11 protein-coding genes and 1 pseudogene (1 of these 12 cut by a window edge) are annotated in these 13,081 nt (G+C 39.4%); 9 read left to right on the top strand and 3 right to left on the bottom strand.

Going from position 1 to position 13,081, the window contains the following annotated elements; all coding sequences use genetic code 11:
• The first annotated feature begins 23 nt into the window (after positions 1-23).
• The 8 genes from lsa66 (at position 24) to LEP1GSC062_RS12465 (ending at position 9,932) form a co-directional block, all read left to right on the top strand.
• A complete protein-coding gene (lsa66, locus tag LEP1GSC062_RS12505) occupies positions 24-1,793 on the top strand; it encodes a fibronectin-binding adhesin Lsa66 (protein WP_020984478.1) in 1,770 nt (589 codons plus the stop codon).
• Between the two features lie 2 nt (positions 1,794-1,795).
• A complete protein-coding gene (locus LEP1GSC062_RS12500) occupies positions 1,796-2,542 on the top strand; it encodes an NRDE family protein (protein WP_010577744.1) in 747 nt (248 codons plus the stop codon).
• A 9-nt stretch (positions 2,543-2,551) separates the two neighbouring features.
• A complete protein-coding gene (locus LEP1GSC062_RS12495) occupies positions 2,552-2,932 on the top strand; it encodes a PilZ domain-containing protein (protein ID WP_010577745.1) in 381 nt (126 codons plus the stop codon).
• A 321-nt stretch (positions 2,933-3,253) separates the two neighbouring features.
• Positions 3,254-4,327 carry an IS110 family RNA-guided transposase gene (locus LEP1GSC062_RS12490; protein WP_039942023.1) on the top strand — a complete coding sequence of 358 codons (1,074 nt, stop codon included), beginning with the start codon at positions 3,254-3,256 and terminating at the stop codon, positions 4,325-4,327.
• 486 nt (positions 4,328-4,813) lie between these two features.
• The gene (locus LEP1GSC062_RS12480) at positions 4,814-5,623 is read left to right on the top strand and encodes an adhesin OmpL37 family surface protein (protein ID WP_010579072.1); all 810 of its coding nucleotides are present in this window, start codon (positions 4,814-4,816) and stop codon (positions 5,621-5,623) included.
• Between the two features lie 241 nt (positions 5,624-5,864).
• On the top strand, positions 5,865-7,895 hold the full coding sequence (locus tag LEP1GSC062_RS12475; protein WP_020984463.1) for a DUF4178 domain-containing protein: 2,031 nt from the start codon (positions 5,865-5,867) through the stop codon (positions 7,893-7,895).
• A gap of 338 nt (positions 7,896-8,233) precedes the next feature.
• Complete coding sequence (locus LEP1GSC062_RS12470) at positions 8,234-8,428, top strand: hypothetical protein (protein WP_020984459.1); 195 nt, start codon at positions 8,234-8,236, stop codon at positions 8,426-8,428.
• A 7-nt stretch (positions 8,429-8,435) separates the two neighbouring features.
• Entirely contained in the window at positions 8,436-9,932 is a 1,497-nt protein-coding gene (locus LEP1GSC062_RS12465; RefSeq protein WP_010579075.1) for a polyamine aminopropyltransferase, read from the top strand.
• A 1,001-nt stretch (positions 9,933-10,933) separates the two neighbouring features.
• Here the strand turns inward: LEP1GSC062_RS12465 and LEP1GSC062_RS12460 are convergent.
• Positions 10,934-11,140 (bottom strand): hypothetical protein, encoded by a 207-nt coding sequence (locus LEP1GSC062_RS12460; protein WP_039942018.1) that lies wholly within the window; start codon positions 11,138-11,140, stop codon positions 10,934-10,936.
• A 676-nt stretch (positions 11,141-11,816) separates the two neighbouring features.
• Here LEP1GSC062_RS12460 and LEP1GSC062_RS12455 point away from each other — a divergent pair.
• Entirely contained in the window at positions 11,817-12,215 is a 399-nt protein-coding gene (locus LEP1GSC062_RS12455; protein WP_010579077.1) for a hypothetical protein, read from the top strand.
• 229 nt (positions 12,216-12,444) lie between these two features.
• On the opposite strand, the gene LEP1GSC062_RS12450 is transcribed toward LEP1GSC062_RS12455, so the two are convergent.
• Both LEP1GSC062_RS12450 and ftsH read right to left on the bottom strand, forming a co-directional pair.
• Positions 12,445-12,915: an EVE domain-containing protein gene (locus tag LEP1GSC062_RS12450; protein ID WP_010579079.1), complete on the bottom strand. Its 471-nt coding sequence runs from the start codon at positions 12,913-12,915 to the stop codon at positions 12,445-12,447.
• A pseudogene (gene ftsH, locus LEP1GSC062_RS12445) lies at positions 12,912-13,081 on the bottom strand (ATP-dependent zinc metalloprotease FtsH); it runs 1,797 nt beyond the window's last position. Before ftsH ends, LEP1GSC062_RS12450 begins: the two are co-directional and overlap by 4 nt.

Here is a 13,081-nt window from a genome sequence, read left to right as displayed (position 1 = left end):
ACGTAGCGAATTAGAATGTACTCATGCGGAACGGAATTCGTTTCATAATATCTTCATTTTTTCTTTTTAACTTCTCTCTACATGCAAATGCCTTTCTAAAGACTAACGCGGATGTTTTCTCGCCTAATTGGGATGGGAGGAACGATGTACTCGAATTCAAAATTTCAAAGTCGGCCCTTCCTATACTTTCCGATTGGGAACTTGTGATTCAAAATTCCAGAGATGATGTCGTAAAAACTTTTAAAGCGGATCATAGAAGAAAAAGGGGATTTTCCTTTTTCCCTTTTTTGCAGGACGATACGAAATTATCTCCTCTCGAAATTACGATTCCCGAATCGATCTTTTGGTTCGGAGAGGATTCCAAAGGATTTTTACTTCCCGATGGAGAATACAAATATAGGCTTAGGTTAATCACAGAAAATAAGGAAAATCTTCTATCCGAAGAAAAAACGGTATTTTTAGATTCCCACTCTCCTAGTTCTGAGATCGGCGCTAAAACGAGAGTCCTATTTTTTACTGGAGATAGGAATTCTTCTCGCATCAGTATCACTCAAAAAGTTTCGGGAGAATTTACCGACGTCTTCATCGGAGAATTTGTGGATTCGGAAGGAAAAGTCGTGAAGTCTTATTCTTGGAAATTCAAGGAAGTTCCGTCCGTTCTCAATTGGGATGGAACAGATTTTTCTAATAAACAATTATCGAATGGAGTTTACACGTATCGATTGATCGGAAGTGACAAAGGAAAAAACGAATCCGTCTCCGTTATTTCCGATCTTACGATTCGAAACGAATCGATCGGAGCGGATATGTTTTGCGATTCCAAACTCTATTCTTATCTTCCGGGCAGTTTGAAAAATTTTGTACAATTCTCGATTTACGTTTCACCTAAACTTAAATCCGATTCCTACGAAATCGAAATCTTTCAAAAGAAAAAAAACGAGGAAAAAAACGTCTATCGTTTTCGGGAAACGGGAGAACCGGGAGCGGAATGGAAATGGGATCTGAGAAATCAGACGGGGAATTTGGTTTCGGGCGGAACGTATTTTTATAGACTTACAATTTACAGCCGTTACGAACGTTATCAATCCATTCCTTCTTTGTTCGAAGTTTCTAAAGAATCCTTCGATTTGAATTTATCGGTTTCAACGAAAGAGTTTTCGCCGGACAACGACGGAAAGAACGATCTCTTGAAAATCTCTCTTTCGCATCGAGGTATTCCGCTTCAATCCTGGGGAGTCACGTTATATGAAATTCTTCCTTACACTTCTATCAAACGTAAGATCAAAACTTGGAGCGGCGAAGGCCAGCCCGGCTCCGAAATTTTCTGGGAGGGATTGGACGAATCCGGCATCAGAATCGGTTCCTTAAGTGAATTCTATTTCGAATGGAAATATACGGACGTATTAGGAAGGGAATCGAGTGGAAGAGGTGCCGAATTCAGAACGGAAATTTTGGTAGTGGAGGAAGATCACTCCTTACGAATTTCAGTCCCGGAATCTCAAGTGGAAACAAGATGGTGGAGATTGCCGGGAAAGATCCGTTCCATCTTAAACGAATATCCGGGATACAATATAGAATTGCAGTCGCATTCTTCCCACCAGGGAGATGAAGAAGTCAATCAGATACAAACCGAAGAAAGAGCAAGAGATGCGTTCGAGTATTTCTTTTCCAAAGCGATTCCGTTTGGCAGAATTCGTTTCCGAGGTTATGGAGAATCCTTGCCTTTGATACCGGGTTCTGGAGAATACGAAGCGGATAAAAATCAAAGAATTGATTTTTATCTTTCGCCTTAAATATGTGCACCGCGGTCATTTACAGAAATCTCGATCGAAAAATTTTCGGTATAGGATTTAACAGAGACGAATCTGTAAAAAGAAAACCTTCTTTGGCCCCTACGAGGTTAGGAAATGGTCCGACTTTTGCGATCGCTCCTTTGGATGGAGATTACGGCGGGACCTGGATCGGCGTCAATTCATCGAAGGAAATTTTTTGCCTTTTGAATTTTTACGAGGCAACTCTAAAACTTTTAAGAAATCCTACAAGCAGAGGTTTGCTTGTTCGTTCCTGTTTGTTAAGCGAAGTCAAACCTGAATCACTCAAATCAGAGGATCTCAAAAATTTTTACCCGTTCAAACTTTTGAAAATCACCTTGGAAAAAACGGAAGTTTTCATATGGAATGGGGAAAATTTTACGACAACTTCATATACCGATACGTTTCAAATCCTCGGAAGTTCCTTTACACAAGGAGCAAAGGCTCAGATTTCCAGGGAAGTTGTGTTTCAGGAGAGTTATGCTTTAGAGTTTCTTCCTGACGTGGATGAATTTCTGAAATTATCCGGAAATTTTCTCACCTCTCATCTACCTGAAAAGGGAGCGCTTTCGCCTTGTATGCACAGAAGGGATGCTCATACGGTTTCCAAAACAGAAATCGTACTTCAAGAAAATGAGTATACGATTACGTATCAGGAAGGTCAACCTTGTGAATCGCCTAAACCGAGAGTTTTTAATTTAACTTTGACGAATTTTTTGTTATACGAATGAGTATAATATATGGTCGATGCGAATTCGTTATTCAGGGATTCCTTTGAATATAGGAACCCATCACTTCAAAAAAGAAAAAATGCGCGCATAAAAATTGCTTTAGGTGCGGAAATCTCGATCAAAGGAAAACAAGAAAAACATCCGGTCACCATTTTGGATATCGGAACCGGCGGAGTGGCTTTGGATTCCAGAACAACCATGTTCGAAGGGGATCACGTTCATCTCCATACGAGAATCAACGGTAAAGATCTAATTCTTGAAACGAAAATCATTCGTTCTTCCGGAAAAAAAGTAAATGGCGTCTTTGTAGGAATCGAGGACAAACATAGAATTGAAATTCAGGAATTTATCCATAAAAAGTTCTTCGGAAAAGAAAAGAAAACGAATTAGGATCGTTTATCAAAAAATTATTGTACCGCTATCGAATATTCTCTTCTGATTCAATAACCCCGTCGAGCGCCCATAGATTAGTATGATTCTTGGACGTAAGACAGTTCCGAATGTGATATTCTTGATTCGACGGAGTCAAGAAGGCCGGTGGCAGATTGATCGCTTCTTTGGGGCTTAGACCCCGACCAATAGATGAATCTAAATCGGCCACCGCAAACCAAAGTGTGGCGGCTTAACAAAGTCGACCGCGAATAGGAGTGCTGGTGATATCACCGGGCTTTGTTAAGACCTTCCGCCCTCTGTCATTTTAGGAGAAAAGAAATGGAAAGTCAAGATGGCAAATATGTAGGAATTGATTGTGGAAAGAAAACTTTAGAGGTTGTTCGAATCAATTCGGAGAACTCGCTCGAACGTCGACAATTTAGTACAACAGAAAGTGGTATTAACAATTTACTAAAATGGTTAACCTTGAATGATATAGTCGGATTAGAAGCTGGCTCTCAATCTTTTAGAATAGCAAAATCAATATTAAACAAAGGGATTCAAGTAATTGTCCTGAATCCCGGAGACTTAACAACGATCTATCAATCCTTAAAAAAGACCGATAAAGAAGACAGTTTAAAAATAGCCAGGCTCATTCAACGTTTTCCAATAGAAGAGTTACCGGTTGTTCCGATTCCCACAGATGAAGAGGAAGACAATCGAAGACTTTGCACGGAACATGAGAACTGGACAAGACAACTAACGCAAGGCAAAAATCGACTTCATAGTTTATTCACTCAAGCTGGTTTGACTGAAATTACCAAAAAGCATTTGCGAACAAAAGCATCCAGAGAAGCTTCCGTAACTCTACTTCCTGATCGATACAAAAGAGAAGCAGAACGAATCTTAAAAGTTTTAGATTTAGTCGAACTAAATCTAAAACTAATAGAAGAAGAAATTAAAGAGGCTCTGAAAAAAAATCAGAGTTATGTTCAAACGATCATGTCCATGCCTGGGATCGGTATGATTACTTCTTTGGCGATCATGAGTTATATGGGTGATTGTAAACGATTCTCTTCGGCTAAACAAGCCGCTTACTATGTGGGCTTAGTTCCGAGTGTTGATATTTCGGGAGATACGGTTCGATACGGAAGAATTGTATCTCGTGGTTGTCATGCAATTCGAAGAGTAATTGTTCAAGCGGCCTGGAGTCTGGTTCGATGTCAGCATGGCGGAAAGATAAAAGAGTTCTATCAAAGGTTATATGTTAAAAAAGGAGCTAAAAAATCGATCATCGCTACTTCACGCAAAATGATCGAAGTTCTTTATTCAATGATTCGAACGGGAGATCTTTTTGATTCTATGCCTGAAGAAGTATGGAATCGAAAATTAGCTCAATATGGTCTTATGTAAAAAAAATAGCGGGAGGGCTTGACACAAGAAACATAGGAGCGGGAGGGCTTGACACAAGAAACATAGGAGAAGCGATGGTTTTAGGGGTCAGATATCAGGAATCAGTAAAGAGGTCCTTTTTAGTATTTGAGTTCCTATTGTGCACGAGCTCTTTTTTGCGAAAAAACTTCCCGGAAATCCTTTGCGTTTGTCTTTTTTTGTATTCTTTCTTTAAAATATAAAAATAGAAGATATGTATTTATTTTATAATATTTTATTTTATGAATATTTAAAACTCCGTTATTGAACGGAGGGAGAATGTAAAATTCTTTCAAAGGTGTTTCTTGTTGTGACTTCGGAAGTTTATTCGAGACTTAATCGAACATCGTCTCAATATACTTGTTTCAATTTGTAAAATGACTTGTTGACATAATTTTCCAAAAAGTAAAATTCCTATTATTCGTAATGCGATTGAATTCCTTACTTAAGTTTCCCGAAAATAGATGTATGAGAGCGGTCTTGAGAATTACGATCTGTGTTGCTCTATCAATTCCGTGTTCCGTTTTTGCTGACTATGCGAGCAACTCCGCCACTCATCTCGTTCGAGTGGAAAGAGGACTCAAAACGAATGAGTTCCTTATTCGGGCATTGAACAGTTCTATCTCAAATTTGGGTTCGGAATCGGACAAAGCTCTGTATAAACGGATCGTTCAACATCACATAGAAACCAGTCAGCTGTACTTTCAATTCGATCTGGAAAAATCATATTCCGAACTCAAACGCACTCAGGATCTGCTCGTGATACTTTATTCCAACTTGATCGAAGTGAGCAATAAGACGATCCGAGGTGAATTGAATTCTCTCGGACAACAAGTAGTTCGAGGAACCGAAGCCAAACCGAAAAAACATCTCGAATTGGGTTATCGAGAATTAACCGTGGCGGAACAAAAGAAAACCATCGCGGACAATACGAGACCCTACCTGCAGGCAATCAAATTGGAATTGCTTTACGAATCCTTAAAATTACTCAAACAATCTAGGAAGTATGTGGTTCTTCTTTCTATGGAGTATCTTTCCGATTTTCCTCCCGATCCTGAAACGGAAGATTTTTTGGGGATTCTGAACGAAATCAATAGAGCCATGTTTTCCCGCAAAGACGAGTTTGCAAAGATTCACTTTGACAACCATTTTCATACGTATTCCGGTGAAAATCTTTACGATATCTATTGGCAAAACCCGGCTTTGGAAGAATTGGAAAAACCTTTGAGCGATATCGATCCGGCGTATTCGAGAGCTAGAAAAAATGCGAAACGCTGATCGACAATAGGCAATAACGCGTTTGAGTTCAAAAAACATTGCACGAGTTTAGATCTTTTTTCGGTTGTCCTTATCTTCGATTCGCTTCAACGACTGAAGCGAAATATTAAAACAAAATTTGGGGTTTCTTAGATCCGCGCTTTCGGTTCCTAGGTTCTAGGCCCACATTTCCGAATTTTTCCGATTTCCTTTTTAGAAATTCAGATGACAAGGATTTCTTACCTAGATACAAAAGATTCTTGTGTTAGAACTGAGTTGTCCCAATTGCGGAGCGCCCGTACCATTCCAAAGTAAAGTTTCGATTTATGGAGTTTGCCCAAACTGCAAGACTTTAACTCTTCAAAAAAATCAATCTCTCGAAAATCTCGGCAAAGTCGGAGATCTTGTGCCCGATCTTTCTCCGATTCAAATTGGAACCTCGGGCAAAACAATAGACGGAATCTCTTTTCAGATTGTCGGAAGAATTCAGCAGAAATACAGCTTGGGAACCTGGAATGAATGGCACGCGATTTCTGCCGATGGCAAGTCCATGTGGCTTGCGGAAGCGCAGGGTCAGTTTATGATCACACAACTTAGCCCCACTTCTCAGACCGATGTTTTTCCGGAACACGACCCGATTCAAAATTTGGATTCTCCGCCGGACGTTTATTTTATCTCTTCTCATACTTCCAAACAACTTCTAAGAGCCGGAGATGCTCTTCGACTCGACAACGAACTTTGGATGATCCGTGAAATCGGTCTCGCAACTTGTATCGGGGGAGAAGGAGAATTACCCGTCGGTTTTCAAACTGGCTCTACTTCAGTTCTTTTGGATCTTGCCACTGATCAGGGATGGTTTGCTACATTAGATTATTCTCATGCTCCTCCTTTGTATTTTAAAGGAATGCTTTATAGTTTCGATCAGATTCAATTTGTCAATCTCAGGGATCCAAAAGCGTTTACCGGTTTTCAAAAGCTTCAGGAAGCGAAAGCGATTCAGTGTTTGGGATGTGGCGCTTCCTTGAGTCAGAGAAGTCCGGACTTTTCGAAATCGGTCGCTTGCGAATATTGCGGAACCGTAATGGATACAAGTACGGAAGAGCTGACGATTCTTTCCAAATTTCAAGAAATTATCAAAGATAGGATTTTTCTTCCGCTCGGAATTAAACTTACTCTCAAGGGTAAGGAATGCGAAGTTCTTGGAGTTGTCAAAAAATCAGTTCATGCAGAGGGACAAACTTTTCCTTGGACCGAATATCTACTTCATTATACCGGCGGTTATTATTGGTTGAACGAGACTAACGGTCATTGGACCGTTTTCGAGCCGGTTCCTTTTGTTCCGAGGACGGTAGGCGACTCTTATCCTCCGAAAAAACACTTTCAAAAAGAGGAATATAAGTTATTCAATTCTTCGACTGCCGGAATCGATTTCGCTTTCGGAGAATTCTATTACAAAATCCGTTCGGGAGATCGTGCGGAACTTGCGGATTTTATCGCGCCTCCGAAAATGCTTTCTTCGGAAAAAACCCAAAACGAACTATTCTGGTCGGTCGGCGAGTATGTTCCCGTGGACGAACTCAAAAAATCGATCCAAGGAAAAGTAGAACTTCCTGTTCCAGAAGGAATCGGCGTGGCCCAGCCGAATCCGTTTACCAAGATCCGAAAACGAAACGTAAAAATCGCCTCTTGGCTTTCCGTAATCATGCTTGTTGTTCAAATTGGTTTTTGTTGGAATGCACAAGATAAGGAAGTTTTCAAAAAGGACCTTGTTTATGTTCGAGATCCTGCTGCAGGCGGAACAACTGATACTTCTTTCGTAACGGAAACCTTTCAATTGGAAGGCGGTGATAGACAGAATGTTCAAATCAAAATGACCGTTCCCGATCTTTCCAATCACTACATCTACTATTCCTTAGCGCTGATCAATACGAAGACGGATATCGCCTATGATACTGGTCTCGAAATCAGTTATTACGAAGGTTACGAAGACGGGGAGAGTTGGTCGGAAGGTGATAGATCGGCGAGTATCATTATCGGAGAAGTTCCTGCGGGAGAATACTATCTCAGACTAGAATCCGAATCCGATTTTCCGAAAGGGAGCGGGGCGAATGTGTCTCTGAGTATCACAAGAGACGTAGATCAATCGGTGTATTATTTTCTTTTTCTACTCGCTGTTTGGTTGCCTGTTCCTTATTCTCTTTTTAGAAGTTTCTCGTTCGAGGCTTCGAGGAACGAAAACAGCGATTTTGCACCGAGTAATTTCGAAAGTGATTCCGATTATGATGATGACTAAAAGAAGTATACAAACTAAGAACTTGTCATCCAAAAACTTAGAATGTGGGATTACTGCACTTTGATAAGATTTACCGAAAGACGATTGTCATCCCAAAACCTCAAATGTAGGAACTACTAGGAAGAGTTTAACAACAATGAAGTCTGTTAGAAAGTCCATAAACCATCTAATCTGTGAAAATTCCTATGTTTTATTACGAACTTATGGAATGATTGTAGCTGATTTCTTTTCAGGTTTTGGGACAGTTCTAAAAAAACTATCCACTTTCTTAAAATATTTTGAATGTACCGAAATCGTATCTTTCCCATCATCTACAACAAAATCAAAAGGATAATTTTATGAATTTAATAAAACGGATTTTATACCCCGCTTACGTACTTGGAATCTCCGGTTATCTCACGTATACGAACTTTTATGGGGGAGGTTCCAAAGATGTGGATGAGGTGGAAAATGTTCCCAAGACCGTGCGGGAGAATCCGGGAGTATATCGTTCCCACTACACGAATTTTATGAGATATTCTGGAGGAAAGTAGGACCCGTTTGCAAACAGCACTTTATATTTCGGTTCTTATCATATCTTCTTGTGGTCTCATTTACGAGTTGTTAGCTGGGACGATCGCATCTTATCTGCTCGGGGAAACAGTCACACAATTCTCTCTCATCATAGGAACGTATTTGTTTTCGATGGGAGTCGGTTCCTGGTTATCCAAGTATATGGAAAAGGAACTGATTCCTAAATTTTTGGAAATCGAACTTGCGATTGGGCTTGTGGGTGGTTTCGGCTCGGCGATTCTTTATTTGAGTTTTGGGCAAATTCGGTATTTTCAGATTCCGTTGTTCTTGCTTGTGATTTTGATCGGAGTTTTGGTGGGACTTGAAATACCGATTTTGTTAAGAATCCTGAAAAAAGAACTTCAATTCAAGGAACTCGTATCTAGGGTTTTGAGTTTGGATTACGTGGGTGCGTTGCTCGCATCGATTTTGTTTCCGATCTTCTTCGCGCCTAAGTTAGGTTTGATAAGAACCGGATTCCTATTCGGAATTTTGAATGCAGGAGTGGCGGTTTGGGGAACTTGGGTGCTTCCTCTCAAACATTCCAGAATGATTTTGCTTCGAGCACAATCCGTTGTCGTATTAACACTTTTGATCTTAGGGTTTTCCTTTTCCGATCTGATCACACATTATAGCGAAGAATCCTTATACACGGACGAGATCATACTTTCGAAACAATCTCGGTTTCAGAGGATCATAGTGACACGTTGGAAAAACGAAATTCGGCTTTTTTTAAACGGACATCTTCAATTTTCATCCAGGGACGAATATCGTTATCACGAAACGCTGGTTCATCCCGCGTTACTTGCGCACCCGGTTCCTAAAAAAGTATTAGTTTTGGGAGGAGGGGACGGGCTTGCCGTGCGGGAGATTTTGAAGCACAGAAATGTAGAATCGATTACGTTAGTCGACCTAGATCCGGTGGTCACGGACTTGTTTGCCGAGCACGAGTTTTTAAAGGAGCTCAACGACGAAAGTTTAAGGAATCCTAAAGTGAAAGTGATCAATACGGACGCATTCATTTGGCTGGAGGAATCCGAACAAATTTTCGATGTGGTCATCATCGATTTTCCGGACCCGAGCAATTTTTCCTTGGGAAAACTTTATACCACGGCGTTTTTTCATACGTTAAAAAGAAGAATGAACGAAACATCCGTTCTTGAAATACAATCCACATCGCCTCTTTTTGCCCGTTCTTCGTATTGGTGCATCGAAAGAACGATCGCTTCTTTGGGTTTTCATACGCTTCCTCTACACGTTTACGTTCCTTCTTTCGGAGAATGGGGTTTTGTTCTCGCGGGTCAAAAACCGATTCGATTCCAAAAAGAATTTCCGGAACATCTCAGATTTCTCAACGAACAAGAACTCGAATCGATCCAGGTTTTTCCGCAGGACATGTCCCGAATTCCGGTGGATATCAATCGGCTGAATAACCAAGCACTTGTTCGGTACTATGACCGGGAATGGAATCGAATCTTGGATTGAATCGTAACGATGAATTCGGGCACCTCTGCCGGAATCGACCCGAAATCACGAGCCGCAGAAAACGGAAGGACCACGCTTAGCTAACTCAACGTGAGTTCGGTATAACAAAATGCGAAAGCGATTGTAGTGGAAATTCCGAAGGAATTGGAGCGAAAAGCGCGGTCGCGAGCCATTTTATCTATGAAATTCGCGAGAGCGATTCGCCCAAACTTTCTTACGCCGAACTCACGTTAACTCAGTATTTCCTCCCTAAACTCAGTGAAACGGCGCGGTTTCAGGTCGAAATACGATACCAAGAAATCAAAGCTTGTCCTACTGATTCGATTGGAGTTCCTACATTTTTTGTAAATTTGGATGTTACTTACCTTGAACCTGCAAGCCTTACTCGTAGGAGTTTTCTATGCGGAAAATTTGTGGGAACTACCGCATGTGAAGAGCAAATTTAGTTTGGATTCAAGAACGTTGTAGGAACTCCAACAAAAAACGTTTCTTTAAGTAAGTTTACAGCGTGTTCTCAAACGAAATTCTACTTTATAGGGTGTGTTTCAGACTTGGCTTTATGATAAGATTCAAAAAGCAAGTTGTGAGAGTTCCCACAATTTTGAACATTACGAAAAGCCTTAAATTGTGGGAACTCTCACAAAACCGAATAGTCGCCATAAAAATTTGAACCTAGCATCTCAATAGATTCTGCCCTATAAGACCGTCTCAAAACTTCAACGTGTTAACGATAAATTTAAATGGGAGTTGCGCCCATTCTTTCCTTTTCTGACAATATAACGTTTTCAGCCATGCTTCTTTGTATGAAGTTCATACATTTTAGGGCTTTGAGATGGATTCTTAGATAAATCCTATTGATTTTGGAAAAAAGAATTCAGAACCTGATCCGTTCAATTTCAATCCATCTGTCGTCATTGGATTTAAAAAATACTACTTCTAAAATTTTGCACATGCAAGAGCCGTTGACCAAAATATTCCCACAAATGTTATATATTAAAAATCTAATTTTCTTTGATTTCCTTCTGTGTCTCTTTTGGAAGCCAGTTCCAAACGACATTATAGTAGAGTTCTTTCGCCTTCTTATAATTCTCGTTTGCAAACTTTTCAATCAGTTCTGGGTTTTGATAAAACAACGGCTGGTGCATCCAGTCATGAACATTTTCTAAAAATTTAAAAACTCGTTTTACTTTGTCTAAAGAGATTTCAATTTTTTTTGCCTGTAAATTCTAATAAAAACGTTGGAGTTCTTACGTTTTATAGGTTTTGGGACAGATTTTAAGTTCTAAACAAAATCTAAAAAATACATTAAAAAAATCTAATTTTTGTGATTTTGTCACATCCCTTCAGGAAATTAACTCCAAACGAAATCATAATAAAACCCTTCCGTTTCAATGTGATTCTCGTTGACAAATTTTTCAACAGGTTTCAGATTTTAATGATAGCTAACGTTATAAAAATGTTTTTCGCTTAAAAAAAGGATTATGATATGCTTGGAATTTAAAAAATTCACTCGAAGGAGATACAATTGATTGGTTCGATAAAGCGGATCGTTTTTTATGAAATTAGTTTCTTCGAAGAGGTCGAAGCGGGTATATTTGAGTTGAATTTAATTTTTGGATCAATCCTATTTTTGAACTCATCTGTATGTAATTGTATATGTTGGAATTCGACGTTGTTATATTCTAAAATATCAAAATTCAATGATTGCTTTGATTTCTTCTAAGATTGACAGAATTCTTTACGATGAAAATCTAAACAAACTTGAAAACAAATACGTAGAATAAGAAACTTATGATTTAGATAAAGATCGAACCGTTTTGCAACTTAAAAGTTTCAAAACGAAAAAACGCGGAAAGCTTTTGCGTCGATCACACGAGGATTTGAATGAAAAAAATAATTTCCCTTCTCTCTAGTACCTTACTTGCGTTAGCCGCGTTCAATCCATTTTCATTGAATGCTGGCCCCACAGGTCCCGAAAGAAAAGTAGAAACTACGGTTCACGACTTTATGGAAAAGTATACGAAACCCGCAATCAAAGCCGCCAAAAAAGGAAAACCGGAATATATCGAAAAAATACTAACGGAAATTCCAAACTTCGCACTCGACGAACAAAAAGCGAAATGGACTGAAATATCTCAGGAAGCTTTGAAGACAAAAGACTATGAACAATCCTGTAAGTCCTGTCATAAGGAGTTTAAGAAAGAATATAAGAAAACATATCGTAAAAGACCGATTCAGATTTCTCCGGAATTGATCCTTTATCTGAAAGGACTCAAAAAATAAGTTTTTGATTGAACTTATCGCAAAGATATTTTTAAAAAGATAAAGTTTTTTGAGATAACGTTGATGCGTAAATTCGGTGTGTTTAATTTTTCGGTAAAAAAGTTGGATGTGGGAACTCCCACAAATCGCGATTTTAAAAATAAATACTGAAAATGTAGGAATTCCTACGTTTAACAAATTCTTTCTAATTTTCTTAAAATGAAAAACTTAAGCTTTGAGAAAGTTTGAGTCAAAGTTTCACATCTGCAAGTCCCAGAATGAACTGAAACTCCGTGGGAGAAACCGGCTGAATTGAAAGGCGAGACCCTTTTTGTAAAAGCACCATATTCTTCAATTGTTTGTGTTTCTTCATTTCTTCCATCGTGACAGGTTCTGGGAATTTTTTTCTGAACTTAATATCCACCATATACCAAGTCGGATTTTCGGGTTTACTTTTAGGATCGAAATACTTATGGGAAGGGTCGAAAGCAAAATGATCCGGATAACCGGGTTTTGTAACCTCCGCAATTCCTACGATGGAAAGGGGATTTGCCCTACTATGATAGAAGAAAACTAAATCTCCTTTTTGAATACTATCACGTAGGAAATTGCGGGCCTGATAATTTCTAACTCCTTCCCAAGGGGCAATGCGAGAAGGCACCTTATATAAATCGTCTATCGAAAAAACATCCGGTTCTGTCTTAAACAGCCAGTGTTTCATTCCATTCCGGCATTGTAAGCTGGATTGGCTTTAATACCGTTTTGCTTTTTAGATTTTACGGTTTTTTCCGGTTTTTTTTGGTGCCTTCTTCGTTGGCCGGATGTACGATCGTCATTAGTTCATCGTGAGAAATTGTTTCTTTGGCAAGAAGCGCTTTCGCTAAACC

Origin of the sequence: Leptospira alexanderi serovar Manhao 3 str. L 60 (assembly GCF_000243815.2) — a bacterium.
Classification (GTDB): domain Bacteria; phylum Spirochaetota; class Leptospiria; order Leptospirales; family Leptospiraceae; genus Leptospira; species Leptospira alexanderi.
The sequence above is the reverse complement of the archived record's forward strand: the minus strand, read 5'-3'. Positions and strand labels throughout refer to the sequence as shown.

What these genes read in the sequence shown, in the direction of transcription:
- LEP1GSC062_RS12455 (WP_010579077.1), top strand. Translation starts at nt 11,817, where the DNA reads ATGAAAAAAATAATTTCCCTTCTCTCTAGTACCTTACTTGCGTTAGCC.
- LEP1GSC062_RS12480 (WP_010579072.1), top strand. Translation starts at nt 4,814, where the DNA reads ATGAGAGCGGTCTTGAGAATTACGATCTGTGTTGCTCTATCAATTCCG.
- lsa66 (WP_020984478.1), top strand. Translation starts at nt 24, where the DNA reads ATGCGGAACGGAATTCGTTTCATAATATCTTCATTTTTTCTTTTTAAC.
- LEP1GSC062_RS12470 (WP_020984459.1), top strand. Translation starts at nt 8,234, where the DNA reads ATGAATTTAATAAAACGGATTTTATACCCCGCTTACGTACTTGGAATC.
- LEP1GSC062_RS12495 (WP_010577745.1), top strand. Translation starts at nt 2,552, where the DNA reads ATGGTCGATGCGAATTCGTTATTCAGGGATTCCTTTGAATATAGGAAC.
- LEP1GSC062_RS12500 (WP_010577744.1), top strand. Translation starts at nt 1,796, where the DNA reads ATGTGCACCGCGGTCATTTACAGAAATCTCGATCGAAAAATTTTCGGT.
- LEP1GSC062_RS12450 (WP_010579079.1), bottom strand. Translation starts at nt 12,915, where the DNA reads ATGAAACACTGGCTGTTTAAGACAGAACCGGATGTTTTTTCGATAGAC.
- LEP1GSC062_RS12490 (WP_039942023.1), top strand. Translation starts at nt 3,254, where the DNA reads ATGGAAAGTCAAGATGGCAAATATGTAGGAATTGATTGTGGAAAGAAA.